25 protein-coding genes and 2 pseudogenes are annotated in these 25,579 nt (G+C 61.2%); 13 read left to right on the forward strand and 14 right to left on the reverse strand.

Translation table 11 applies throughout. The features are described from left to right. Window positions 1-23 precede the first annotated feature (23 nt). Window positions 24-1,649: a glucose-6-phosphate isomerase gene (pgi, locus tag FFM53_RS10695; protein WP_138332386.1), complete on the forward strand. Its 1,626-nt coding sequence runs from the start codon at window positions 24-26 to the stop codon at window positions 1,647-1,649. Between the two features lie 551 nt (window positions 1,650-2,200). Then, window positions 2,201-3,616, forward strand: a complete 1,416-nt coding sequence (gene otsA / locus FFM53_RS10700) for an alpha,alpha-trehalose-phosphate synthase (UDP-forming) (RefSeq protein WP_138388262.1) — start codon at window positions 2,201-2,203, stop codon at window positions 3,614-3,616. Window positions 3,617-3,895: 279 nt separating this feature from the next. Here the strand turns inward: otsA and FFM53_RS10705 are convergent, their stop codons facing one another. The 3 genes from FFM53_RS10705 to FFM53_RS10715 form a co-directional block, all read right to left on the reverse strand. Next, complete coding sequence (locus FFM53_RS10705; protein WP_138388264.1) at window positions 3,896-4,822, reverse strand: carbohydrate kinase family protein; 927 nt, start codon at window positions 4,820-4,822, stop codon at window positions 3,896-3,898. Window positions 4,823-4,884: 62 nt separating this feature from the next. Continuing rightward, window positions 4,885-5,574 carry an orotate phosphoribosyltransferase gene (locus tag FFM53_RS10710; protein WP_138388265.1) on the reverse strand — a complete coding sequence of 230 codons (690 nt, stop codon included), beginning with the start codon at window positions 5,572-5,574 and terminating at the stop codon, window positions 4,885-4,887. Between the two features lie 75 nt (window positions 5,575-5,649). Beyond that, entirely contained in the window at window positions 5,650-6,303 is a 654-nt protein-coding gene (locus FFM53_RS10715) for a TetR/AcrR family transcriptional regulator (protein WP_138388267.1), read from the reverse strand. Window positions 6,304-6,403: 100 nt separating this feature from the next. Here FFM53_RS10715 and FFM53_RS10720 point away from each other — a divergent pair, with 100 nt between their 5' ends. From FFM53_RS10720 to FFM53_RS10730, 3 genes are all read left to right on the forward strand, one after another. After that, window positions 6,404-7,228 carry an NmrA family NAD(P)-binding protein gene (locus FFM53_RS10720; protein WP_138388268.1) on the forward strand — a complete coding sequence of 275 codons (825 nt, stop codon included), beginning with the start codon at window positions 6,404-6,406 and terminating at the stop codon, window positions 7,226-7,228. After that, window positions 7,216-7,713 (forward strand): anthrone oxygenase family protein, encoded by a 498-nt coding sequence (locus tag FFM53_RS10725; RefSeq protein ID WP_173883573.1) that lies wholly within the window; start codon window positions 7,216-7,218, stop codon window positions 7,711-7,713. Before FFM53_RS10720 ends, FFM53_RS10725 begins: the two co-directional genes overlap by 13 nt. 537 nt (window positions 7,714-8,250) lie before the next feature. Further along, window positions 8,251-8,811: a hypothetical protein gene (locus FFM53_RS10730; RefSeq protein ID WP_138388566.1), complete on the forward strand. Its 561-nt coding sequence runs from the start codon at window positions 8,251-8,253 to the stop codon at window positions 8,809-8,811. A gap of 7 nt (window positions 8,812-8,818) precedes the next feature. On the opposite strand, the pseudogene FFM53_RS36275 reads toward FFM53_RS10730, so the two are convergent. The 8 genes and pseudogenes from FFM53_RS36275 to FFM53_RS10770 form a co-directional block, all read right to left on the reverse strand. Further along, window positions 8,819-9,006, reverse strand: a pseudogene (locus tag FFM53_RS36275) (diguanylate cyclase domain-containing protein); the annotation flags it as partial. Window positions 9,007-9,035: 29 nt separating this feature from the next. Further along, window positions 9,036-9,572: a glyoxalase superfamily protein gene (locus FFM53_RS10740; protein WP_138388272.1), complete on the reverse strand. Its 537-nt coding sequence runs from the start codon at window positions 9,570-9,572 to the stop codon at window positions 9,036-9,038. Window positions 9,573-9,762: 190 nt separating this feature from the next. Then, window positions 9,763-10,941, reverse strand: a complete 1,179-nt coding sequence (locus FFM53_RS10745) for a GGDEF domain-containing protein (RefSeq protein ID WP_138388273.1) — start codon at window positions 10,939-10,941, stop codon at window positions 9,763-9,765. A gap of 179 nt (window positions 10,942-11,120) precedes the next feature. Next, window positions 11,121-12,167, reverse strand: a complete 1,047-nt coding sequence (gene pyrC / locus FFM53_RS10750; protein WP_138388275.1) for a dihydroorotase — start codon at window positions 12,165-12,167, stop codon at window positions 11,121-11,123. 72 nt (window positions 12,168-12,239) lie between these two features. After that, window positions 12,240-12,872: a nucleoside triphosphate hydrolase gene (locus FFM53_RS10755; protein ID WP_138388277.1), complete on the reverse strand. Its 633-nt coding sequence runs from the start codon at window positions 12,870-12,872 to the stop codon at window positions 12,240-12,242. Further along, the gene (locus tag FFM53_RS10760; RefSeq protein WP_062945140.1) at window positions 12,869-13,651 is read right to left on the reverse strand and encodes an ATP-binding cassette domain-containing protein; all 783 of its coding nucleotides are present in this window, start codon (window positions 13,649-13,651) and stop codon (window positions 12,869-12,871) included. Before FFM53_RS10760 ends, FFM53_RS10755 begins: the two co-directional genes overlap by 4 nt. A 2-nt stretch (window positions 13,652-13,653) precedes the next feature. Next, window positions 13,654-14,718, reverse strand: a complete 1,065-nt coding sequence (locus tag FFM53_RS10765; RefSeq protein WP_138388278.1) for an ABC transporter permease — start codon at window positions 14,716-14,718, stop codon at window positions 13,654-13,656. Between the two features lie 155 nt (window positions 14,719-14,873). Further along, complete coding sequence (locus FFM53_RS10770) at window positions 14,874-15,893, reverse strand: sugar ABC transporter substrate-binding protein (protein WP_017958798.1); 1,020 nt, start codon at window positions 15,891-15,893, stop codon at window positions 14,874-14,876. Window positions 15,894-16,121: 228 nt separating this feature from the next. Here FFM53_RS10770 and FFM53_RS10775 point away from each other — a divergent pair, with 228 nt between their 5' ends. From FFM53_RS10775 to FFM53_RS10790, 4 genes are all read left to right on the forward strand, one after another. Next, window positions 16,122-17,369, forward strand: coding sequence for an ROK family transcriptional regulator (locus FFM53_RS10775; protein ID WP_138332374.1), 1,248 nt, complete (start codon window positions 16,122-16,124; stop codon window positions 17,367-17,369). Continuing rightward, a complete protein-coding gene (locus FFM53_RS10780; RefSeq protein ID WP_138388280.1) occupies window positions 17,353-17,829 on the forward strand; it encodes an RbsD/FucU family protein in 477 nt (158 codons plus the stop codon). Before FFM53_RS10775 ends, FFM53_RS10780 begins: the two co-directional genes overlap by 17 nt. A 246-nt stretch (window positions 17,830-18,075) precedes the next feature. Beyond that, entirely contained in the window at window positions 18,076-18,750 is a 675-nt protein-coding gene (locus tag FFM53_RS10785) for a hypothetical protein (protein WP_138388282.1), read from the forward strand. Window positions 18,751-19,218: 468 nt separating this feature from the next. Further along, window positions 19,219-20,763, forward strand: a complete 1,545-nt coding sequence (locus FFM53_RS10790) for a putative bifunctional diguanylate cyclase/phosphodiesterase (RefSeq protein WP_138388283.1) — start codon at window positions 19,219-19,221, stop codon at window positions 20,761-20,763. Window positions 20,764-20,816: 53 nt separating this feature from the next. On the opposite strand, the gene FFM53_RS10795 is transcribed toward FFM53_RS10790, so the two are convergent. Then, on the reverse strand, window positions 20,817-20,984 hold the full coding sequence (locus FFM53_RS10795) for a hypothetical protein (protein WP_246413135.1): 168 nt from the start codon (window positions 20,982-20,984) through the stop codon (window positions 20,817-20,819). A 67-nt stretch (window positions 20,985-21,051) separates the two neighbouring features. Between FFM53_RS10795 and FFM53_RS10800 the strand changes: the two are divergent. Together FFM53_RS10800 and FFM53_RS10805 are read left to right on the forward strand one after the other, a co-directional pair. Then, a pseudogene (locus tag FFM53_RS10800) lies at window positions 21,052-21,378 on the forward strand (TetR family transcriptional regulator C-terminal domain-containing protein); the annotation flags it as partial. Window positions 21,379-21,621: 243 nt separating this feature from the next. Then, window positions 21,622-21,918: a YciI family protein gene (locus FFM53_RS10805; protein WP_138388285.1), complete on the forward strand. Its 297-nt coding sequence runs from the start codon at window positions 21,622-21,624 to the stop codon at window positions 21,916-21,918. 62 nt (window positions 21,919-21,980) lie between these two features. Here the strand turns inward: FFM53_RS10805 and FFM53_RS10810 are convergent, their stop codons facing one another. Next, window positions 21,981-22,613 carry a TetR/AcrR family transcriptional regulator gene (locus FFM53_RS10810; protein WP_138388287.1) on the reverse strand — a complete coding sequence of 211 codons (633 nt, stop codon included), beginning with the start codon at window positions 22,611-22,613 and terminating at the stop codon, window positions 21,981-21,983. A 487-nt stretch (window positions 22,614-23,100) separates the two neighbouring features. Here FFM53_RS10810 and FFM53_RS10815 point away from each other — a divergent pair, with 487 nt between their 5' ends. Further along, window positions 23,101-23,916: an oxidoreductase gene (locus FFM53_RS10815; protein ID WP_138388289.1), complete on the forward strand. Its 816-nt coding sequence runs from the start codon at window positions 23,101-23,103 to the stop codon at window positions 23,914-23,916. 144 nt (window positions 23,917-24,060) lie between these two features. Here the strand turns inward: FFM53_RS10815 and FFM53_RS10820 are convergent, their stop codons facing one another. After that, a complete protein-coding gene (locus FFM53_RS10820) occupies window positions 24,061-24,801 on the reverse strand; it encodes an SDR family NAD(P)-dependent oxidoreductase (protein ID WP_138388290.1) in 741 nt (246 codons plus the stop codon). A gap of 81 nt (window positions 24,802-24,882) precedes the next feature. Here FFM53_RS10820 and FFM53_RS10825 point away from each other — a divergent pair, with 81 nt between their 5' ends. Continuing rightward, entirely contained in the window at window positions 24,883-25,551 is a 669-nt protein-coding gene (locus FFM53_RS10825; protein WP_138388292.1) for a TetR/AcrR family transcriptional regulator, read from the forward strand. The last annotated feature ends 28 nt before the right edge of the window (window positions 25,552-25,579 follow it).

Here is a 25,579-nt window from a genome sequence, read left to right on the forward strand (position 1 = left end):
TTCCGCCTCCAAAGGAGCCTCCCATGAACGCCATCGTCGAACAGCTGAAAAGCACCGCTGATGCCACCAAGGCGACAGATATCCGCGCCGCCTTCGCCGCCGATTCGCAGCGCTTTTCGCGCTTCTCCGTCGCGCTTGACGACCTGCTGATGGATTTTTCCAAGACAGCGGTGAATGACGACATCCTCAAGCTCTTGGTGAAGCTTGCCGAAGACGGCGGCGTCGAAAAGAAGCGCGAGGAAATGTTCTCCGGCAAGGCGATCAATTTCACCGAGGACCGTGCCGTTCTGCACACCGCGCTGCGCAACCGTTCCAACACGCCGGTGCTGGTCGACGGCAAGGACGTCATGCCCGACGTCAATGCGGTGCTTGCCGCCATGGGCAAGTTTGCCGACGACGTCCGCTCCGGTGCGCTGAAGGGCGCGACCGGCAAGGCGATCACCGACGTCATCAATATCGGCATCGGCGGCTCGGATCTCGGGCCTGTCATGGCGACGCTGGCGCTTGCCCCCTTCCATGACGGCCCGCGCGCGCATTTCGTCTCCAACATCGACGGCGCCCATATCGCCGACATCCTGAAGCTGGTGCAACCGGAAACGACGCTGTTCATCGTCGCCTCGAAGACCTTCACCACCGTCGAGACGATGACCAATGCGCAGACGGCGCGCAATTTCATCGCCAAGGCGCTCGGCGAAGCCGCCGTGCAGCACCACTTCGCCGCCGTCTCGACGGCGCTCGACAAGGTCGCCGCCTTCGGCATCGATAGCGCCCGCGTCTTCGGCTTCTGGGACTGGGTCGGCGGGCGTTACTCGATCTGGTCGGCGATCGGCCTGCCGTTGATGATCGCCGTCGGGCCGGAGAATTTCGGCAAGTTCCTCGACGGCGCCCATGCCGTCGACAATCATTTCCGTAAGGCGCCGATTACCGAAAACCTGCCGATGCTGCTCGGCCTGATCGGTTTCTACCATCGCAATGTGCTTGGTTACCCCACCCGCGCCATCCTGCCCTACGACCAGCGCCTGTCGCGCTTCCCGGCCTATCTGCAGCAGCTCGACATGGAATCGAACGGCAAGGGCGTCACTATCGACGGCACGCCGGTCGAAGGCAATTCCGGCCCTGTCGTCTGGGGCGAACCCGGCACCAACGGCCAGCATGCCTTCTACCAGCTGATCCATCAGGGCACGAGCATCATCCCGGCCGAATTCATGATCGCCGCCAACGCCTTCGAGCCGGAGTTGCGGCATCAGCATCAGCTCTTGATCTCCAACGTTCTCGCCCAGTCGGAAGCACTGATGAAGGGCCGCACCTTCGCGGAAGCCAAGAAGCAGCTGACCGACAAGGGCATGGACGACAAGAAGGCCGATTTCATCGCCCCGCACCGCGTCTTTACCGGCAACCGTCCGTCGATCACCTTCGTCTATGACAAGCTGACCCCTTATGCGCTCGGCCGGCTGATCGCGCTTTACGAACACCGCGTCTTCGTCGAAGGCGTGCTCTTCCGCATCAATTCCTTCGACCAGTGGGGCGTCGAGCTCGGCAAGGAACTGGCGACGGGCCTGCTGCCGGTTGTCGAAGGCAAGGAAAGTGCAGCATCGCACGACTCCTCGACACAGGGCCTGGTTGCGGCGCTGGCGAAGCTTGCGAAGTAAGCGATCGAGATTGCCCCTCACCCTAACCCTCTCCCCGTTCTGACGGGGAGAGGGGACGTGCCCTGCGAGAGGCGAGTGAGGAACGAAGAGGTCACGGCATATTCCCTTCTCCCCCGTCAGAACGGGGAAAAGGCGCCGGCAGGCGGATGAGGGGCTGACGCTGGCTCCAACCTTACAAACCAATCTCACGCGCCGGGGCGGATTGGCGCCAACATCGTCATTGCGGCCCGCAAATGATGAACTGATATCAGCGGGCCTGGGGCATCCGCACGATGGGCTTCGTCGTACGAAACCGGATGAACGTTCTTCTAATCAAAAAATTGTAGAATGAATTCTTTCAATTCGTTGGAATCGCCCTAGATTCAAGCAAAATCTGTGCGGAAAATGCTCCGTTCGTTGTTCTTGTTGGCATCTGCACCGGGCCGCTCGCGTCCGGGTCGGCTCTGTCGATGTCGGCGCTTTCACTGCATGGTCCCTGCCCAAGTTCAGGAGATGCCTCAAGACGCTCGTCACACAGCGTTTTTATGTCCCATCTTCATTAAAGGAAGCTCATGAGCCGTCTTGTCGTCGTTTCCAATCGTGTTCCCATGCCGGCAAAAGATGGGAGCGCCGCTGCCGGCGGCCTGGCCGTCGCGCTGCAGGCAGCCCTGCAGGAGCGTGGCGGCATCTGGATGGGATGGTCGGGAGAATCGAGCGGGGACAGGGAACCTGGCCCGTTGTCGCAACTGCAGAAGGGCAACATCACCTATGCGCTGACCGATCTCACCGACACCGACGTCGAGGAATATTATCGCGGCTTTGCAAACCGTGTTCTCTGGCCCATCTGCCATTATCGACTGGACCTCGCCGAATATGGCCGGAAGGAAATGGCCGGCTATTTCCGCGTCAACCGCTTCTTCGCACACAGGTTGGCGCCGATGATCGAGCCGGACGACATCATCTGGGTTCATGATTACCACCTCATTCCGCTGGCCGCCGAACTCCGACAAATGGGGCTGAAGAACCGGATCGGCTTCTTCCTGCACATTCCCTGGCCGCCGGCCGATATTCTCGTCACGATGCCCGTCCATGAGGAAATCATGCGTGGGCTCTCGCATTACGATGTCGTCGGCTTCCAGACCGACTACGACCTCCAGAACTTTGCCGGGTATCTCAGAAGGGAGGGAATTGGCGACGACCTCGGAAATGGATTGTTCGATTCCCATGGGCGGATATTCAAGGCCGGCGCCTATCCGATCGGGATCGAAACCGCGGGTTTCGCCGAATTCGCAGAGAGAGCCGCAAACCATATCATGGTACAGAAGACCCGGCGCAGCGTTGAAGGCCGGGACATGATCATCGGTGTCGACCGCCTCGATTATTCGAAGGGCATCATTCAGCGGCTGGAAGCGTTCGAAACCTTCCTCACCAGCAATCCTGCCTACCAGAACAAGGTCACCTATCTGCAGGTCACGCCAAAATCGCGATCGGAAGTTCCCGAATACGAGCATATGCAGAAGATGGTCGCCGAACAGGCCGGCCGCGTCAACGGCGCCATCGGAACGGTCGACTGGGTGCCGATTCGCTATGTCAACCGATCGATCAGCCGCAACGTGCTTGCCGGCCTCTACCGGCTGGCGACGATCGGGCTGGTCACGCCGTTGCGCGACGGCATGAACCTCGTCGCCAAGGAATATGTCGCCGCTCAGGATCCCGATCGCCCAGGCGTATTGGTGCTATCGCGCTTCGCCGGCGCGGCTCGCGAGTTGAAGGGTGCGCTGCTGGTCAATCCTTACGATGTCGAAGGCACTGCCAATGCCATCGCCAAGGGCCTTGCCATGTCGCTGGAGGAGCGCCGCGACCGCTGGAGCATGATGATGGAGCATCTGCTAACCCACGACGTCTCGCTTTGGTGCGAAAACTTCTTGCGGGACTTGGTACTTGCTCCCGAGCTTCAACCGGAGCGTGACTCCCTGATCGTCTCTTGATCGATCGGCGTCGACCTGTCATCGCGCATCCGACCCTTCGGGCCGAACCGTCCTTCGGATCCCCCCGGGAAGACGAGGGAATCGAGAGGTTGCGGCATGTCCCTTCTCCCCTCGGGGAGAAGGTGCCGTCAGGCGGATGAGGGGGCCGCACGGCACAACCCCTCATCGCCGAACCCAGCAGGAGCGTTGTTGACCGGCTTCGCCGGCCCCCTCATCCGCCCTACGGGCACCTTCTCCCCGCTGGGGAGAAGAGGGAGCCGAGAGGCTGCGGCATATGCCTTAAAGCCCAATCTCGCGCGCCCAGGGCGGATTGGCGCCGGCGCGGGAGACGGTGACGGCCGCCGCCTTCGCACCCAGCGCCAGGGCGTTGCGCAGCGCCTGCTCATCCAGCGAAGCGACTTGGCGCTTGGTCAGCAGATTATCCATCTTCAGCGACGCCAGGATGCCGGCATCGAAGGTATCGCCGGCGCCGACTGTGTCGACGACGGTGACGCGTTCGCTCGGCACCGTCACCTTGCGATCCTTGGTATAACCGGACGCGCCTTCCGCGCCTTTGGTGATGACGACGAGCTTGGCGCCGTGGTTCAGCCAATGGGCGGCGAGCGCATCATGGTCGCCCTGCAGGCCGAACCATTCGAGATCCTCGTCGGAGAATTTCACGATGTCGGCTTTCGCGGCCATGCGCTTGATGCGGGCCATATGCGACGGCTTGTCCTTGATGAAACCCGGACGGATATTCGGATCGAGCGAGATGACGCGGCGAGCGGCTTCGCGGTCGAGCAGGGCTTCGTAGGTTTCGCCGCAGGGGCTGGGGATCAGGCTGATTGCGCCGAAATGCAGCGCCTCGCAATCATCACCGAGATCCGGCAGGTCGGCCGTGGTGATCATCCGGCCGGCCGTGCCCTCGTCGTAGAAGGCATAGGTCGCCTGGCCGTTCACCAGCTTGACGAAGGCGATGGTCGAGGGACGTGGCGTGATGGCGCACGGGCTGTAATCGACATTGCTCGCCTTCAGCGTCTCCAGCAGGATTTCGCCCATCATGTCATCGGCGATGCCGGTGAAGAAGGCGGTGGGAATGCCGAGGCGGCCTAGCGCGATCGCGGTGTTGAAGATCGCGCCGCCGGCATAGGGCGAAAAGCCCTTTTCGCCCAGCGTCGTGTCCCTCGGCAGCATGTCGATCAAGGCTTCGCCGCAGCACAAAATCATCGTATTCCTCCCAACAGCACTTATGCGTTCATCAACCGATTAAGCGAGCTTTTGTCAACTGGCTAGAGCGAAAGCTCACTAACCCCACCATTCCTTCCCGACCAGGCCAGCGGCGCATCGAGGAAGGCCTCGACTTCCGACAGCGTCTTGTCGTCGAAGAGCTTCTGCGCCTTGGCGACGGCCAGAACATTACGCCAGGTGGCGATGTGATGCAGCCTGACTTTGCCGTCGGCAAAGCGCTGTTCACCGAATATGCCGTAGAAGAACAGCGCGATGCCGTGATCGACGATGCCGCCGGCGGCGCGGACCGCTTCGATGAATTTGAACATGCTGCCGCCGGCTGTCGTCAGGTCTTCGATAACAAGCACGCGCGAGCCTTCCGGCATGTTGCCTTCGATCTGGGCATTGCGGCCATGGCCCTTCGGCTGCTTGCGGACATAGATCATCGGCAGGCCGAGACGATCTGCCAGCAGGGCGGCGAAGGGGATGCCGGCGGTCTCTCCGCCGGCGATGCAATCGAACTGCTCGAAGCCGGCATCGCGCAGCAGGGTGCTGGCGGCGAAATCCATCACCGTCGAGCGGATGCGCGGGAAGGAGAGCAGCTTGCGGCAATCGATATAGACCGGGCTCGCCATGCCGGAGGAGAGTTTATAGGGCTGGGCGGCATTGAAATGCACCGCCTTGATTTCCCAGAGCATCTTGGCCAGCAATTCGGCCATCACGGCGCGGTCGGGAAATGTGGTCTGGATCATGCGGCTCTCCTTCGGCTTGGATCCTTGCGGGAATAGCAGCAAGAGCCCGCCGTTTCCAGACGAAAGGCGAGCTCATTACAGCAGCAGACGGCCGATATCGGCGATCTGCATCTTCTTGAATAGGGCAATCGCCTGGGCGCCCTCCTCCGCATCGAGCGAAACGGCATAACGCACGCCAGCGGCAAGCAACTGCATCGTCAGCCGCGCGATCGCCAGCAGCTCCTTCCGGTCGCGATCCGGCCATAGACGGATAAGCACGGCAAGAAATGCCTGGGCATGAAATTCCATGTCCTCGGCATCGACCTGCTGCAGCAGCTTGTCGGTATGGGTCGCATGCCAGACGTCGCGCATAACAGGTTCGCGGCGGAAGAAGGCGTAATATTCATCGGCGATATTGGCGAGCGCGCCCTGCAGGGCCGTAGCGTCGGTCACCTTCGCCAGCTCCTCTTCGACGCACCGCCTGCCCTCTTCGTTGAAGCGCTCGGCCAATGTGCGGATGATCGAAGTCTTGTCGGGGAAATATTGGTAGAGGGCGCCGAAGGAGAGACCGGCCTTTTCGACGATCTCGCTCATCTTCAAGCCGTCGCTGCCATGGCTTTCGATCAGTTGCGAGGCAACGGCGAGGATCTTTTCGAAGCGCTCGCGGCCGCGCTGCTGGCTGGGGATGCGGCGCAGTTGGCCGGTGGACTCCTGCTGGCGCCTGCGCGTTGCGACCGGCTGTTCCGACATGCTCTCTCCTTTTCCACGTTGACAAACAAAATAAGAGAGATTATCTCATTTTGCAAATGAGAGAGTTTCTCTTGTTTTCAAGTTTGGGAGGAGTTTTGACATGCAGACTTCCGAAATCGTCCTCGTCGGTGGATCGGGAAAGACCGGCGGCCGCATCATCAAGCGCCTGGAAGCGCGCGGCCTCACCGTCCGCGCCGCATCGCGCTCCAGCGCACGGCCCTTCGATTGGGAGGACAGGTCGACCTGGCGCGGCGCGCTTGACGGCGCGTCGAGCGCCTATGTCGCCTTCCAGCCCGACCTTGCAGTCGCCTGGGCGGCGGAGGCGATCGAAGCGCTCGCCAAGGTCGCGGTGGAATGTGGCCTTGAGCATATCGTGCTGCTTTCCGGCCGCGGCGAAGAGGGCGCGCAGCGCAGCGAGGCGGCGCTGAAAGCGTCCGGCATAAACACCACCATCCTGCGCGCCTCCTGGTTCTGCCAGAATTTCAGCGAGGGCGCCTTCCTGGAGCAGATCCTGAGCGACCGCCTACAATTGCCGGCGGGCGAGATCAGCGAACCTTTCATCGATGCCGACGATATTGCCGATGCGGCGGTCGCCGCCCTGACCGATCCCGGCCACCGCAACAAGATTTACGAACTGACCGGCCCGCGGGCGCTGACCTTCCGCCAGGCGGTCGCCGAGATCGCTCAGGCCGCCGGGCGGCCGATCGAATATGAGCAGGTGTCGATGGCGGATTTCACCGGCGGGCTTGCGGCGGCCGGCCTGCCGCAGGGCCTGATCGAACTTCTGGAGGAGCTTTTCGGCCAGGTGCTCGATGGGCGCAACTCCGGCACCATGGGCGGTGTCGCCGAAATTCTCGGCCGCCCCGCCACCGATTTCGGCGAATATGCCCGCCGGACCGCGGCAACCGGAATATGGAGCGCCTGACCATGCAGATCATTCTCATCCTCTCCCTCGTCGCCGCGGCGATCGGCAGCGGCCTCGTCGCCGGCATCTTCTTCGCCTTCTCGACCTTCATCATGACCGCCTTCTCGCGGATTCCGGCAGAGCAAGGCATCGCGGCGATGAACTCGATCAACGTTACGATCGTCCGCTCGCCCTTCATGGGCCTCTTCGTGCCGACAGCGATCCTCTGCCTCGTCATCGCCGTGCTCGCCCTGATCGACTGGCGCGGCGGGGCATCCTTTCTGATGCTGGCGGGCGCAGCCCTCTACATCTTCGCCTCCTTCCTCTCGACCATCATCTTCAACGTGCCGATGAACGATGCGCTGGCAAAGGTCGGCGGCAACGGCCCGGAAGCGGTTCAGCTCTGGACCACCTATGTCAGGGACTGGACGTGGTGGAACCATGTGCGGACCATCGCCTCGCTGCTTGCCTCGGTCGCCTTCGTGCGGGCGCTGATAATCGTTTGAGAAGCAAGCAGAAGAGCTGGCCGCTCCAGCTTATTTGCCAGCATCCCGGCTCCGGAAAGAGCGCCAGGCTGAGCTCACAGCGAGCAACAAGAACAGCCCCGCCAAACCAGCCCACAGAGAGCCGCCTTGCGTTAGATTGTCACCGTCGGGAGTGAGGCAACTGGATAGGGCTTGCGATATGCAATCTCGGAACTTCCAGTACCTTTCATAGAATAACCATCCGAAAAAAATCGACAGAAACGCTAAAATCAGGACCGAAACACATTTCATCTGGTTCCCACCCTGCCGACCAGGACTCATTTCCATTGAAACAACGTCGATGGTGTGACTGTAAGTTCCAAGGACGGAGATGCAAGCGCCGACATCCATGGGAGCGCCATCATTGTAGTTTGTCGTTGGTGTATAAAGGGGTTCCGCGACCTCTTAGACGCAGCCAAAATGGTTTTTGCTGCCCTGATCGTGCCCCCTTGAAGCCGCCAGCCGAAATGTGCCACAGAGTGATTGACAGGTTGCGATGTAAAGAGCGGTACGTTGTCCATGGGGTCGAAGGAAGAGAGTGTCAAATGGCCGCTCGGCAAACCGGGCCGGATCCTTCTGGCCATGTTGTTTTTGCCGGCTGTACTTTCCATTTTCGTCCAGATATCCGGCTTTAACTTTCTGCCGTCAAACGAGTGGATCGCCAAGGCGGCCCTTCCTGCTCTCGCCGTCGGCGTGGTCTCGGCGGCATTGCCGTTTTGGCTCATTTTGAAGAGCAGGCGCGAGATCGACGGCGTGAGGAAAGGTTTCGGCCTGCTAATCGCTCCGATCGCTGGTTATTTCTTCGGAAAGCATCTCGTCATCATCGCAGTGCCGATGCTATTCGCCTTTATCGCTGGCCATCTGGTGGAGCTTTCTTTCACCGTCGTCGACGCCCATGAAAGGGGTAGCAAAAAATGTCGGTCACCGGTTCAGGTCGAAGGGGTTCCGATGCTATTCGACGAAATTTGCCGTGTCCCTGAGAACATCAGGCGAGAACTTGGACCGGGACAGCGGATCGCCGTTTCGGGCCGAGGCACCAGTCGGGGTGTCTTTGTGGAAAGTCTGCGCCGGGTAGATTGAAGAAACGCCGCGCCTCGAAGGCTTTCCGGATGAGCTCGGCCCGGCGGGGCATGATCTCCGTCAGCACCAGCGCAAACTCTTCGCCGCCGAGCCGGCCGCGGTATCGCCGGGGCGGCAACGGGCCGTCAGTTCATCGGCGAAGAGCTGGAGCACGCGGTCGCCGGCGGCCTGGCCATAGCGGTCGTTGATCGATTTGTCACCTTTAAGCCAAGCTGCGCTGACGACTACGTCTGCTCGCAAAAGGCGATGCGGTTGCTGAACGGGTCGGTGACGGTCATCTCCAGTCCCCACGGCGCTTGCTCGACGCCGGGCTTCATGTAGCGGTAGTCCTTGCCTGAGAGTTCGGCGTGATAGCTCCGCACGTTGGCGACGCGGACGAAGGCCTTGGCGCCGGGGCTGGCGTCGCCGGAATGTTCGCTGAGGTGCAGCGCCATGCCGTCGCGCGAGACCTGGCAATAGAGCGGGAAGTTTTCGCCGAAACGGTGTTCCCAATCGAGATGAAAGCCGAGGAAGCCGCAATAGAACTCCATCGCCTTTTCGACCGAGAAGATGCGGAAGATCGGCATCGGCGGTTCGATGCCGATGGCGGAGCGGGAGGCGCCCGCCTCCTCTATTTTGGCCGAGAGGATATTCCATTGATCGAGCCCGAACTGCCGGGCGACGATTTCGAGCGTCTCGCTGCGGGTGAGCGAAATGTCGCGGTCGGCAAGGGCCTGCCGCAATGTCTTTGCCATGAGCTTGGCATCGCGAAAATCGCGCATGATGTCATCCTTCCGTCGGCGGCAAACAGGAAGATCAGTGCCCGCGTCTGCTGACCCGTTCGCCATCGATCGCCAAACGGCAAGGGATGTGAAGGAGGTTGTCTGGATGCATTCACCATAACGCAGAAGCGTCGCGGGGCGGCTGGCCGCATCCGGCCGAGGGCGATAATATGAGAGGGTCGATCAGGAATCAAGACGCGGTGCGCGTTGCCTCGACGGGAACCGCCTTGAGGTAGCTGGCAAGCTCGACCCGGTTGCGGCCGGCGCGCTTGGCGACATAGAGCGCCTTGTCGGCGGCACTCAGCATGGTGTCGAAATCCAAGCTCTTTGAACGGCCGGGGGCGACGCCGACGCTGACCGTGCATTTGAGCATCTCGTCGTCGATATGGATCTCGCGCGCCTCGAACGCCCGGCGGATACGCTCGGCCGCCAGTTCCGCCCGGCCGGGCATGATCTCCTTCAGCACCAGCACGAACTCCTCGCCGCCGAGCCGGGCAGCAGTGTCGCCGGTGCGGCAATGGGCCGAAAGTTCGCCGGCAAAGACATTGAGGACGCGGTCGCCGGTGGCATGGCCGAAGCGATCGTTGACGGATTTGAAATGGTCGATATCGAAGACGATGACGGCCGTGGTCGTTCCCATCGGGCGCGTGCCGTATTGGTCGAAAAGGGCGCGGCGGTTGAGCAGGCCGGTCAGCGGATCGGTGATCGCATCGAGGCGATGGCGGGCAGCGAGCCGCCATTGATGCAGCGCCAGCGACAGCGCGCCGATCCCGGTCATGCCGGCGATGCAGACGGCAAGGCTCAGATCTTCGGCCCAGTTGCCGGGGGCTTTGCCGAGCACCAGCTTGCCGTCTGATATCAGCACCGCAGCGCAGAGAAAGAAGGAGATCGCCGTCAACGTATAGAGCGCTGTGATGCCGAGAAGCGGCGCCGGTGCTTCGGCACGGGCGAGCCAATATTGCCGGGCGGTGGCAAAGAGCAAAAGGGCGATGGCGAGATTGTCGGCGATGAAGGCCAGGCCGTCATAGCCTGACAGCATCGGCACGACGGAGAAGACCATCGCCGCAAGCGCGCGGATCGCGATGGCGAGGAGAGACACCCGGCCGGTGAGGAATTGTTTGCCGGCGCCCCAGATGGTGGCAAAACCGGCATGAAACAGCACGAAATTGGCGACGCCCAGCCATTTCTCCGGCGTATTGACATAAGCGCTATAGACGAAAATGCCGCTGACGACGAGGACAAGGCCGACAGTGGCGGTCAACAGCACGGTTTCTGCGCGACGGACAAGCCAACTGCCCATCAGCGTCACCGCCAGGCAGGCCGCGGAGACGCCGAGCGCCAACAAGAGGGAGTTATAGTCAAGCATCATGCTTTCAGTCTCCGCGACTGCAGCCGCGCCGGATGATGTCGGCAGCTCATGGGGTCGGTGCTGAGGAATGTCTTATGCATCCGTTAACAAATGATGCACCGCACAATACAAATGTTACGCGTTTAACGTTACGCCGGAATTTAGGATAAAAAATCTATTTAAAATTGAAATCTGAAAGCTTACGCCTGCTGCACCACCTGCCAATGCAGGGGAAACATCGGATCGAACACCGTCACGGGACCGGCGCCAGTTTCAATCCTCGCGGGAAAGACAACCGGCTCGGCCTGCCTCGACAGGGTGATGCGCTCCTCGTTCGGCTGTAGCCCGTACCAGGCCGGCCCGTTCAGCGACACGAAGGCTTCGAGCCGCTCCAGCGCGCTTTCCTGTTCGAAGACATGGGCGAGGCAGCTCATCGTATTGACCGAGGTATAGATGCCGGCGCAGCCGCAGGCGCATTCCTTCAGCGGATCGACATGCGGCGCGGAATCCGTGCCGAGGAAGAAGCGCGGGTCACCGCTGACGGCCGCCGCACGCAGGGCCAGCCGGTGGTTTTCACGCTTCGCGACCGGCAGGCAATAATAATGCGGGCGGATGCCGCCGACGAGGATGGCGTTGCGGTTGATGATCAGATGGTGGGTGGTGATCGAGCCGGCGAGATTGCCCCTGGCCGCCTTGATGTAATCGACGCCATCGGATGTCGTCACATGCTCCATCGTCACCTTCAGCTCCGGCAGGCGCTGCCGCAGCGGATCGAGCACGGTCTCGATGAAGACGGCCTCGCGATCGAAGATATCGACCTCCGGCGTCGTCACCTCGCCATGGACGCAAAGCGGCAGGCCGATCTTCGCCATGCGCTCCAGCACCGGCATCGCCTTTTCCATGTCGCGCACGCCGCCATGCGAATTGGTCGTGGCGCCGGCGGGATAAAGCTTCACGGCGGTGATGAGGCCGCTGTTCTTCCCCTCTTCGACGTCATCGGGGCTGGTATGTTCAGTGAGATAAAGCGTCATCAGCGGCTGGAAGCGATGGCCGTCCGGCAAGGCCTTGAGGATGCGCTCGCGATAGGCCTTGGCGTCAGCTGACGTGACGACCGGCGGCACGAGATTGGGCATGATGATGGCGCGGGCGAAGGTGCGGCTCGTATCGGCGATCACGCCCTCCAGCATGGCGCCATCGCGCAGATGCAGGTGCCAGTCATCAGGACGGCGGATGGTGATCGATTGCATGGCAGGCCTCCGAAGCGATGCGTCTGCCGTCTCGATAGCACTATCTTTTACATGAAAACAATCGCCGCGGCATCACGCCAGCGCGATCTCCAGCGTCACATCGGCTGGGCGGCGGTTTTCGAGGATCAGCCGGCCATTCGGCAGGTCGTTGCCGTAGACCTTGGCGCTGGCGGCCTCTTCGGTGAGGCTATAACCGCGCCAGCGCGCCCAGAGCCGCTCCTCGAGCACCTCGATCGGGGGCGCCAGCATGATCGAAAAATCGAAAACGCCTTCGAGCTCGGCCCATTTGCCGAGCGAAAACAGCAGATAATTGCCCTCGACGATGATGAAGCGATGATCGGGGGAAACGGGGCGAGCCGAGGCGATGGCGAGTTCACGCGAGCGATCGAAGACCGGCACCAGAACCTCCTGATCGGCCAGCCTGACGGCGCGGATGATATCGAGGAAACCCCGGACATCGAAGGTCTCGGGGATCCCCTTGCGCGCCAGCAGGCCGCGTTCGATCAGGATGGCGTTGTCCATGTGGAAGCCATCCATCGGCAGGACTTCGGCACTTTCGCCCCTGGCCTTCAGCGCTTCCGCCAGATTGTCGGCCATGGTCGATTTGCCGGCACCCGGCGGTCCGGCAATGGCGACCAGGAAACGCCGGGAATGGCCGGCGCGGTCAAGCACCTCGCCGGCGATTTCATCGATGCGTGCGCTCATGCGGCGACGGGCTCCGTTGGCACCGCCTTGGCGCCGGTCATGAAGGCGACGGCGTCGGACATGGTGTATTCCTTCGGATCGATCACCGTCAGCCGCCGGCCGAGACGGTGAATGTGGATCCGGTCGGCCACTTCGAAGACATGCGGCATGTTGTGGGAGATCAGCACGATCGGCAGGCCGCGGGCCCTGACGTCGAGGATCAGTTCCAGCACGCGGCGGCTTTCCTTGACGCCGAGCGCTGCCGTCGGTTCGTCCATGATGATGACCTTCGAGCCGAAGGCTGCGGCACGGGCGACCGCGACACCCTGGCGCTGACCGCCGGAGAGCGTTTCCACCGCCTGGTTGATGTTCTGGATGGTCATCAGGCCGAGTTCGGTGAGCTTGTTGCGCGCCAGCTTTTCCATGGCCGGCCGGTCGAGCATGCGGAACATCGAGCCGAGCAGGCCAGGTTTGCGGATCTCGCGGCCGAGGAACATGTTGTCGGCGATCGACAGCGCCGGCGACAAGGCGAGATTCTGATAGACGGTCTCGATGCCGGCGTCGCGCGCCTCCATCGGCGAGCGGAACTGCACCTGCCGGCCTTCGAGCGTGATCACCCCCTCGTCCGGGGTGACGGCGCCCGATATCGCCTTGATCAGCGAGGACTTGCCGGCGCCGTTATCGCCGATGACGGCGAGGATTTCACCCGGATAGAGGTCGAAATCGGCATTGTCGAGCGCGGTCACGCGTCCATAACGCTTGACGAGACCGCGGGCGGTGAGAAGGGGTTCGCGAGCCATGATTACACCGAAACCTTTCTGATCCACTGATCGATGGCGACGGCGGCAATGATCAGCACGCCTGTCAAAAGGACTTTCCATTGCGGGTCGGCGCCGAGCATGTTGAGGCCCATCGAGACGACGCCGACGATCATGGCACCGAAGAGCGTGCCGAGAATGGAGCCGCGGCCGCCGAACAGCGAGATGCCGCCGATCACAGTCGCGGTGATCGCCTGGAGGTTAAAATCGGTGACGGCAGAGGACGGCGAGATCGAGCCGTTGCGGCCGATCGAGACCCAGGCCGCCAAGCCGGCAATGACGCCCGAGATGGCGTAAACGGTCAGCAGCACCTTCTTGGTCTGAATGCCGGAGAGCTTGGCCGCCTCCGGATCATCGCCGACCGCATAGACATGCCGGCCCCAGGCGGTGTGATTGAGGACATACCAGAGCACCAGGACGAGCAGCACCATGGCGATGACGCCGAGGGTGAGCACGGCGCTGCCGAGCTTGAAGCTCACGGCGAAAAGATGCAGCAGCGGCGCCTTTTCGTCGACGTCGGTGTCGCGGATCGTCTCATTGGCGGAATAGATGAAATTCGTCGCCATGACGATGTTCCAGGTGCCGAGCGTGACGATGAAGGGCGGCAGCTTCATGTAGGCGACGAGGAAGCCGTTCAGCAATCCGCAAAGGCCGCCGACAAGCATGCCGGCTGCGACCGCGATCGGCGTCGGTATGCCGTAGGTGATCGCGACATTGCCCATGACGACGGCCGAGATCACCATGATGACGCCGATCGAAAGATCGATGCCGGCCGTCAGGATGACCAGCGTCTGGGCGGCGCCGAGAATACCGACGATGGCGATCTGCTGCAGGATCAGCGTCAGCGTATAGGACGAGAAGAACCGTCCGCCGATCGTCATCCCGAAGATGACGATCGCCAGCACCAGCACGATCAGCGGCACGGCGGCCGGCGTCGAGTGGAGAAAATGCTGCGCGCGCTTGATCAGCGAGACTTTCTCGTGCTCGAAGGAGGCAACGCTCTTGTCGCTGCCGTCGAGGACACGTTCGAATTCCTGTGTTCCGGTCATGGTTCCTCCTCCGCATCCGCGCGCCGAACTCGCGCGGGGGCCGTCACCGATATCCATCCGGTCTTTGATTAGCCGGTTCGTGAGGCGACGGCACATCGTCCGTCGAAAACGGCCGGGGATCAAGCCCCGGCCGGTCTGCTTTCAACAATCAGGCCTCAGCCCCAGCACTTGTCCGTGCCTTCCTTGGTGTCGATCGACTTGACGCCGGAAACCGGCTTGTCGGTGACGAGCGAGACGCCGGTGTCGTAGAAGGACTTGCCTTCGGTCGGCTTCGGCTTTTCACCATTGTCGGCGAACTTCTTGATCGCTTCGACGCCAAGGGCTGCCATCATCAGCGGATATTGCTGCGAGGTGGCGCCGATGACGCCTTCCTTGACCGACTTCACACCCGGGCAACCGCCGTCGACCGAGACGATCAGCACGTTCTTTTCCATGCCGACGGCCTTCAGCGCCTGATAGGCGCCGACAGCGGCCGGCTCGTTGATCGTGTGGATGACGTTGATGCTCGGATCCTTCTGCAGAAGGTTTTCCATGGCCTTGCGGCCGCCTTCTTCATTGCCGTTGGTCACGTCATGACCGACGATACGAGCATCGTCCTCGTCGCCGATCTTGTTCGGGTCCTTCGGATCGATGCCGAAGCCCATCATGAAGCCCTGGTCGCGCAGAACGTCGACCGTCGGCTGCGACGGGGTCAGGTCGAGGAAGCCGACCTTGGCATCCTTGGCCTTGTCGCCCATCGTTTCCTTGGCCCACTGGCCGATCAGCTTGCCGGCGAGCAGGTTGTCGGTGGCGAAGGTGGCGTCGGCGGCATCGGCCGGCTCGAGCGGCGTGTCGAGAGCGATGACCAGCAGGCCGGCTTCACGCGCCTTCTTGACCGAAGACACGATGCCCTTGGTGTCGGAAGCAGCAATCAGGATGCCCTTTGCGCCGTCGGCAATGCAGCTTTCGATCGCGGCCACCTGGCTTTCGCTGTCACCGTCGACCTTGCCGGCATAGGACTTCAGCGAGACGCCGAGTTCCTTGGCCTTGGCGGTCGCACCTTCCTTCATCTTGACGAAGAAGGGGTTGGTGTCGGTCTTGGTGATGAGGCAGGCAGCAACGTCAGCCGCCATCACAGGAGCGGAAAAGGTGACACCAAGCGCGAGCGCGCCGAAAGCGAGAACAGATTTCTTCATGGAACTCCTCCCAGAGTTTGCCGGCGCCGCCCCTGCGGGGCCGGAAGCTTAAGATATGACACTTCGCCGTGGATCGCTAATGCCTCCCAGCGGTCCCGTGCCCTTGACGACGGCAATTAAGAGCGAAAAGAAATTGGCTTGTCAATAAATAAATCCAATTGAATTATTAATTCGATGTGGCATGCTCGATCGAATTAGGGCATAGGCCAACAATCGGGAGGAGCGGCCATGTCGTCCTTGGATGGACCGGAACACACGCCGGTCCCGCCACCAATTCTGAATCCGGCCGGAGGTGCGAACCAGGTCAGGGTGCGAGCCTATAACGAACGGCTCGTGCTGTCGCTGGTGCGTCTCTACGGCGCATTGTCGAAGGCCGATATCGCGCGCCGCAGCGGGCTGTCGGCGCAGACCGTCTCCGTCATCATGCGGGTGCTGGAGAAGGAAGGGCTGCTGTCGCGCGGGGAACCGGTGCGCGGCCGTGTCGGCCAGCCGTCGATCCCGATGCATATCAATCCCGATGCTGTCTATTCCTTCGGCCTGAAGATGGGCCGGCGCAGCGCCGATCTGGTGCTGATGGATTTCGTCGGCCGCATCCGCATGCAGTTGCACCGGACCTATGCCTATCCGCTGCCGGATGAAATCCTCGCCTTCGTCACCTCGGGCATCCGGGAACTCGAAGAGCGGCTCGACGACAAGCAGCGCGGCCGTATTGCCGGCCTCGGCATCGCCGCGCCTTTCGAGCTCTGGAACTGGGCCGAAGAGGTGGGCGCGCCGGCTGGCGCCATGGAGGTCTGGCGCGATGTCGACCTGCAGGCCGACATCGCCGCGCGCGTCTCGCATCCGGTCTTCATGCAGAACGATGCGACCAGCGCCTGCGGCGCCGAACTGGTCTTCGGCGTCGGGCCGTCCTACCCGGATTTTGTCTATTTCTTCATCGGCTCCTTCATCGGCGGCGGCATCGTCCTGAATTCGGCGATCTTTTCCGGCCGCACCGGCACGGCGGGCGCGATCGGGCCGCTGCCTGTGCGCGGCAAAAACGGCGAGACTATGCAGCTGCTTGAAATCGCCTCGATTTTCGTGCTCGAAAACATGCTGCGCGAGCGGGGCATCGATCCCGAGCCGCTCTGGTATTCGGCCGACGGCTGGGTGGATTTCGGCGAGCCGATGGAAGCCTGGATCCAGGATAGCGCCAAGGCGCTGGCGCAGGCGATCGTCGCCGCCGCCTCGATCGTCGATTTTAGCGCGGCCGTCATCGACGGCGGCTTTCCCGATTGGGTGCGCAGCCGCGTGGTGCAGGCCACCATCGATGAAGCCGCCAAGCTCGACCTGCAGGGCGTCGTCATGCCCGAAATCATCGAGGGCGCTGTCGGCGCACAGGCGCGCGCCATCGGCGGCGCCAGCCTGCCGATCTTCGCGCGTTACCTCACCGACCAGAACGTACTCTTCAAGGAGGTAGACCATGCTGAAAGGACTTGATCCGCTGTTGAGCCCGGAGCTGCTTCTGACGCTTCGCGCCATGGGCCACGGCGACGAGATCGCCATCGTCGACGGCAATTATCCGGGCGTCGAACATGCCCGCCGGCTGATCCGGCTCGACGGCCACCGCCTCATCCCGGTTCTCAACGCCGTGCTCAGCGTGTTGCCGATCGACGATTTCGTGGCGGAAGCGATCTTCCGCTCGACCATCAAGGCCGAGCGCGACAAGCTCGACCCCGTGCACGAGGAGATGATCGACTGCTGCGCCCGCCACGAGCCGCACCGGCAGGTGGTGCCGCTGATCGGCCAGGATTTCTACGGACGGGTGAAGGCTGCCCATGCGGTGATCCAGACCGGCGAGCCGAGGCTCTATGCCAACATCATCCTGCGCAAGGGCGTGATCTACCCCAAGGAAGCGGACGCCCATGCGGCGGCCGAGGTGGATCCGTTCGTCTACTAGCAATTCCAGCAAAAATGCGCAGCGGTTTGGTCGTCGGTAGGCTTTGGCTTTCGGCCGGCTGAAGGTCAGTCTTTCGCCATTCGTTGGTTGGATGTTACTGTGCGGCCGGTGGGTTGGTCCGCCGCGCCGGCAAACCGCTCGCTAAGCCAAGTGCTGCGAATGGCGCCTCCCACCAGGGACGGACGTCGAGCGGCTGCATAGACACGCGGGACCAGGCCGGTGAAGCGATGAGGACACGGATCTCACATGGCACCTCACATGAACGCGCCTCCTCGTCGCAGCACCACTGGTCTGCGCAAGTTTCTGGATCCTGAGCAGCAGCGCGATTGGATAGAAGGCGAGGCGGAGTTGATCGACGCCGAAGAACGCTTGGAGTCCCTGGAACAGCGGTTCAAGTACGTCGCCCGGTACGAGAAGCTGCTTCGTCGCCCGCAGACGCAAGACGTTCTGGAAATTCTCAGGGTATACGGGCAGACCTGCATCCCCATCCCGCGCCAGACCGAGCGTCACTACTGGTCGGTTTCATGTCTGCCCTCGACCTCAGACAAGCCGCTCGTCCGCGTGAATGCGAGCTGGATGGAGCTTTTCACGCTCTATGCCGACAGCGAGGGCCTGCGTGCACGATTCCTGGTGCATCTTTCGCATTTCACCACGGATCATTCACCCGCGCAGGGCGATGTGGACGAGCCTTTTCTCGAGGACTGCGTCGCGACACCCGAAGACGTCGGTTATTTTTTTCCGCGCGGCGACGACATTTTCGGCATCACTGTGCGGGGCTCGGCCTCGATCCGCAAATTCCTCGCGGAGCGCCGCATCTTGCGCGCCATTCGGACTTTCAATGTGACGCATATGAACCGAGGTCGGAACGCCTATCAGGCGAGCCACTGCTACAGCCTGGGAGATACGATGCTGGCAGATTGATCGGCTCGGGGATGCGCCCTACCCTGGCGAGACTGCCGAGCGCTCCGCGGTCGCCGGCGACGCGCAGATGCTGAAAAGACGCGGGGGCGCTGTAAACCCATCACACCCATTCCTTTTCAAGGACTACTTAATCCTCCGGCGGGTTCTTCAGCCGTTCGAAGAATGGGAGATAGCGGCGACCGGCAGACACCATGGAATCGAGGCCCGATCCGATTTACGGGAAAGATATCCAATTCACGCAGCGAAACGCCCGCACCTTCGTCACTGCAACCCGCCATTAACCTTCGAAGGTCAGACAATCTTACGGACTTGTCGGTGCTGCGCAGCTTGATCAACGACTGCAATGCCCGACCCGGCATTCGGTGATACGAGCATCAGCCATGTCGGCTGTTGATTGAAAACATGTCGGGGACGATGCGGTTCTCCAAACTGGCCATGACGGCTCGTCACACAACAGGAGCCTGTTATATGCCTCGCATCCAACCGACCAGACCCCAGGTGGAGATCGTTGTCTGGCTCGCGGCCTTCCTGCTTCTCTTCTGCCTATCGTGGTCCTTCGACTGGCATGAGGGGCTGGATGCGTTCATCGAGAAGCATCATGACTATCCGCTCGACCACGCGCTCCTTGCCCTTAATATCTCCGGGTTTCTCGGGCTGATTTATTCCGCGCTGAGGATCCGCGATCTTTCGAGGGAGGTTCATCGCAGGCTGCAGGCCGAAAAGAACGTGGACTGGATTGCCTGTCACGACACGCTGACCGAACTGCCGAACCGCAGGTTTCTGGATTCCATCTGCGCGCAGGCGATGAGCGATCAAAGGGAAGAAACCTACGCCGTCTTCAGCATCGATCTCGACGGCTTCAAGAAGGTCAATGATCTCCTGGGACACGATCACGGTGATGCGGTGCTGAAGACTGTCGCTCAGCGGCTCTCTTCCCTCTTTCCCCGTGAGCACGTTTTTCGTCTTGGCGGAGACGAGTTTGTCGTTCTGGCGCGGCGCACTGGAAATCCCGATCTTGCCGCGTTGGGGAACCGCATCGTGAGCGTGATCGGCAAACCCTTCACATTCAATGGCGTCGCCGTCGATCTCGGCGCCAGTGTCGGCTTCGCACTTTATCCGGAGAACGGCGATGACCTGAGCCAGGTCATCCGACATTCGGACTGTGCGATGTATGTCGCCAAAAAGCAGGGGCGCAATCTGGTGAAGCCCTTCATGCCTTCGATGCAGGATGAGTTGGCGAAACGGATTCGGGTGGAAGCCGATCTAAGAGCAGCCATCAGGAAGGCTGAGATCGTTCCCTACTATCAACCGCTCGTGGACCTGAAGACGAACAAGATTATCGGCTTTGAGGCGCTGGCACGCTGGAAGACGGCCTCCGGCGAATTCATCCCGCCAAACGAATTCATTCCGGTGGCGGAGGAAGCCGGGCTGATCGTCGAATTGACGGACCAACTGCTTCGCCACGCCTGCACCGATGCGCTTTCCTGGCCAAGTGAGCTCGTCCTGTCATTCAACCTTTCTCCGATCCAGCTGAGCGATCGGTTGCTGGGGCTCAGAATTCTCAAGATATTGGGCGATGTCGGTCTGCCGGCGCACAGGGTCGAGCTGGAAGTGACGGAGAGCGCCATCATCCAGGACGCCGTCACTGCACGAATCGTGCTCGACGATCTGGTGAACGCTGGGGTCAGGATTGCCCTCGACGATTTTGGAACAGGCTATTCCAGCCTCTCACAACTCTCCAACTACCGGTTCGACAAGATCAAGATCGACAGGAGTTTCGTCTCTACATTCGAAACCAATGACAAGCAGGACAAGGTGATCAAGGCCATCATCGCTCTCGGCGTCGGACTTGGCGTGACGATAACCGCCGAGGGTATCGAAGAGGAGAGCCAACTTCAGCGGCTTCAGGATCTGGGTTGCGACATCGGCCAAGGATATCTGCTTGGTAGGCCAGCGCCGGCCGCGGAGCTTGCCACAGGTCAGGTCAGCGCCAGAATTTTGCAACGCGGTTGATGGGGGCCGCGGTATGTCGGCTCTGAATCAGAGCCGATACGAGCTTACCGACTTCAAGTTACGCTTATCAATGCCTCACTTCTCGCCCAAAGCTGCTTGGCTTTGTCGGCGTCGAGCGCATAGGACCTGACGCCGTCGGCAAAGGGGTTGGGCGTGTCATTGATCGGCGCGACCGCGCAATCTTCGAGATAGTGTCCGCCGATTTCGTCCTTGTCAGCCACGACTGCGGCCCAGACCGAGGTTGCCGCTACCTGCGGGATCTCTTTCAGCTCTGCCGGCGGAAGACCGGCTTATCCCGACCATACGGGATGTCTCGGCATCAATGGCGCCGTGGCGGGATCGGATGAAGCGGAACCCGTGCGGCAGGCGTTGATCGATTTTCGTGCGGCCGGCCAGGCGCAGCTTCGTGAACGCTTCGAACGGGCCAAGGCCGAGGGCGACTTGCCGGAGACGGCAAAAGCCGATGCCCTTGCAGCCTTCGTGATGGCTCTCACGCATGGCATGGCGGTGCTGGCCAAAGCCGGATTCAGCCGCGAGATGCTGGAGGCCGTTGCCGAGCAAGCGCTGTCCACCTGGCCGACCGACCGTTCCACGCTCTCCGAAAATTCATCCTAAACCTCAAGCGACGGGTGCTGCCCTTCGCCGCGCTCACCATCGAGCAAAGCGCCTGCGACGACGGTCGTTCGGCCCGTGAAGATTCTTCGTATCGATATCTTTTTGATAGTGACTTAGTCTTAAATTGATAGTAACCAAATGCGGGTCGATGTTCCATCGCAGAAGACGGCCTGAAAGAGGCAAGGCTCAGCTGTGGGGGGGCGTAGGACCGTCTTCAGTGTTCCGGCAACTCAGGAGTCAGATATGAAATACTACCTGTGCAAATACATTCCGCCCCGCCCAGACTTTCTGGCGACCATGTCTGCCGACGAGCAGGAATGGATGAAGCAGCACGGGGTTTTCCTCGATATGCGCCTCCAGGAAGGAAAGATCGTCGCGCATGGTCCGGTGATGGATCCTGCCGGCGGCTACGGCGTATCGCTCTACCAGATTGGCGATGATCAAGACATTCAGGCGATCACGTCGGAAGATCCGATCGTGAAGAACGGCGCCGGCCATTATGAGCATCATCCAATGCTTCATCTGAAGGCGCGTGGCTGACGTCGCATCGGCACTGTTGCCAGCCCGAGAGGGAGCACTTTCTCAGCGAGCTGTTGACCGGCTCATTGCGGATCTCTCACCGGCCAATGGAAGTTCAACATCGACGGCAGCAAGGTGCCCAGCAGCTCGGCTTCCGGCTCGTCGCTTCCGAGCACGAAGGAGAATTTGTCTTCGATTGCCATGTGGGCAATCCCATGGATCGTCGACACAGCCGCGACGATGCCGGGATGCACGGCTTGGTCCGTTTCAGGTGGAAAAGTCGATCCATAATATTCTGCGGCGGTAAGGACGAAGCCAGTCATAGCGGAATAGACGGCAGGCTCGAAGTCGGGGTGATGGCGGTTGACCAGATCCTTGCGGCAGATCAGGCGGAAATGACCGGGATTGTCGAGGGCGTATCTGACATAAGCCGTCCCGAGCGACTGGAGCTTCTGCTCAGCAGTTTGGTTCGCAACGAGAGCATCGGACAAATACCGAGCTAGTTGCCCATAGGCCGCGATCGCCACCTCGGTGAGCAGGCCGACGATGCTGCCAAAATGGTGTTTCGGCGCGCCGGGTGACACGCCGGCCCGGCGGGCTGCCTCCCGCAACGAAAATCCCTCGACGCCGCTTTCCCGGATGATCTCATCCGAGGCCGCGATCAAAGCCGAGCGAAGTTCGCCGTGATGGTAGTTTTCCCGGATTGTCACGCTCACGTTAATTCCTCAAAAATTGCACCGAAATCTATACACTGTATAAATTCCCCTTTACACGGAATTTATACAGTGTATAGATCATGCCTGTCCAGTCCACGCATAACCGAAACTTCAGGGATTTGCATCCATGAGTATATCAATCGCCCTTATCGGCCAGGAAGAGCAAATGGCCTCGCAGGTCTGCGCTCGTCCGAACAGATCGACTTCTTTCGAGGGTGGGTTGGATCGCAAATCCCCTAGCGCTGCATCGGTGGTTCCGTCGAGTTTGCATCTCGCCACGGCGATCACTCAAGAGATTTCCGCGGGGGACCGGTCGTGTGCTTGAACTCGGCCCCGGCACTGGCGTGCTGAACTAAGTCACACCAGCAATCCCTTTCAACATCAGGTTCCAACCGGGCGGTCCCACGAGGCCACCCGACCCAATACGACGACCGTAATATCCCACAACCCCATCGCCGTTGGCGGCACGATCCGAAGGAAAATTGAAATGAGCAACAACAACCGCGGCGTCGCCGTCGTCACAGGTGCAGCGACCGGTATCGGCCGCGCCACGGCAAAGGCTCTGGTAACCGCGGGCTACCGCGTCTTTGGAACCAGCCGCAAGGCGACAGCCGGGTCTGCCAATGGCATCACGATGTTGACCTGCGACGTGACGGACAGTCAATCGGTCGCGGGCATGATCGCCGAGGTCATCAAACAGGCTGGCCGCATCGACGTTCTCGTCAACAATGCCGGTGGCGCACTGATCGGCGGAGCGGAAGAGTCCTCGATCGAACAGGCTCAGGCACTTTTCGACCTGAATGTCTTCGGGATCATTCGTGTTACGAACGAGGTGTTGCCGATCATGCGGAACCAGCGCAACGGCCGCATCATCAACATCAGTTCGGTCGTCGGCTTCATTCCGAGCCCGTTCAGCGCGCTCTACACTGCGACGAAACATGCTGTCGAAGGTTATTCCGAATCGCTCGATCACGAAGTCCGCACGTTGGGGATCCGCGTCCTGCTCGTCGAACCTGCATTTACCCGCACAGCTCTCGACCATAACTCGACGCAGCCCGACCGCATGACTGGTGTTTACGACGGCGGCCGCAAGACGACAGAAGCTGTCTGGAACAGCGCGATCAAGGCAGGCGATGCGCCCGAAGTGGTTGGCGAAGCGGTCGTCAAGGCAGCCACCGCGAAATCGCCGAAACTGCGCTATCCCGCCAGCAAAGCCGCCCGTCAACTGCTCTTCCTGCGCCGCTTCGTTCCCGCCAGTGCATTCGACAAGAGCCTGCGCAAGCAGATGAAGCTGCCAGTCTGACACAGCCTGCGGCTCAACAATGCGTCTCATGCCGGTATCCGGCATGAGACGCAGGCAAGACACTCATAGGCGATCGGCTCGCATTCGAGGGGACCAACCTCCGTCGATCCCCGTGTCGTTTGCGCGGCGGCAACAGATCCCAATTCAGGTATTCAAGCCGCCATCCACCGTGAGGATGGTTCCCGTGATGTGCCTTGCAGCAGGGCTTGCAAGGAAAGCCACAGCCGCCGCCACATCTTCCGGCTCGCCGTAACGACCAAGTGGGATCAGGGCACGCTGGAAGTCGGCGAAGTCACCATTGGCGGGATTCATTTCGGTGTCGGTCGAACCCGGCTGGACCAGGTTTACGGTGATATCGCGAGATCCGAGTTCCCGCGCGAGGCCGCGGGTAAACGAGTGGAGCGCGGATTTTGTCATAAAATAGACCGTGCCGGTGTCGCCGACGATGCGTTCGGCGCCGACCGAGCCGATCGTGATGACGCGGCTTCCCGCCTGCAGATAGGGAATGGCCGCCTGCGAAGCGAGCAGAGGCGACCGCACATTGACATCAAGCAGCGCATCGATCTGCTCGACGCTGACGTCGGCGATCGCACCGTAAAGCGCGATTGCGGCATTGTTGACGAGGATGTCGAGACCGCCAAGTGCCTGGGCGGCCTCGTCGACCGAGCGCTTCACGGCCGCCGGATCGGCGCTGTCGGCCTGGATGGCAAGCGCTTTGCGGCCCTTGCCCTCGATCGCCCGGACGACTTCGGCGGCGCGATCGGCCGAACGCTCATAGGTGATGGCGACATCTGCGCCCTTGTCGGCAAGCGCCAATGCGATGGCGGCGCCAATGCCACGCGAGCCACCTGTGACGAGGGCACGCTTTCCAGCCAGTTCTGTCATGATCTTCTCTTTCTGTAGTGATCGATATATAAATAGCTAGGCACGTTGCGATGGGGTGTCAATGGGTTTATATAATGATCGATGCAAAAATCGGATGAGATGTCGAACGTCAATGAAATCCCTGCCCGCAGTCGCGGGCGGCCGCGGGCGTTCGACCGGGAAGCAGCCCTGGCGCAGGCGACCCGGCTGTTCTGGATCAAGGGCTTCGAGGCGACCTCGATCGCCGACCTCACCGAGGCGATGGGGATCGGATCGCCGAGCCTTTACGCGGCATTCGGTTCGAAGGAGGCGCTCTATGCCGAGGCGCTGCGCCACTATCGCGACAACAACGAGGCGCTGGTCTGGGCAGGCTTCTTTTCCGCGGGCACGGCCCGTGAGGCGGTGATGTTGTTTCTGATGGATTCGGCTGCTGCCCTGACCGGCTGTGTCGTGGATATTCCCCGCGGCTGCATGGTGGCGCTCTCTTCGGTCGGCAGCGAGGGCCATGTGGAACTCGGCGAACTCGTGCGAGCCGCCCGCGCCGTCACGCTCGAGCGCCTGAAGGCGCACCTGAACCAGGCGATATCAGCAGGCGAAATTCCGGTCTCGACCGACGTCCACGCGCTTGCCCGCTTCGTGCAGACCGTTCAGAACGGCATGTCGATCCTGGCCCGCGACGGAGCGACCCGCGGCGAACTGGAGGCAGTCGCCGAGCTGGCCATGCTGGGTTGGGACACTCGAACCGGGGATGCTGAGCGCAGGCGGGGCTGACCGCGTTTCGAATATCGTTACGCGAATG

Origin of the sequence: Rhizobium indicum (genome assembly GCF_005862305.2) — a bacterium.
In the GTDB taxonomy this organism is placed as follows: domain Bacteria; phylum Pseudomonadota; class Alphaproteobacteria; order Rhizobiales; family Rhizobiaceae; genus Rhizobium; species Rhizobium indicum.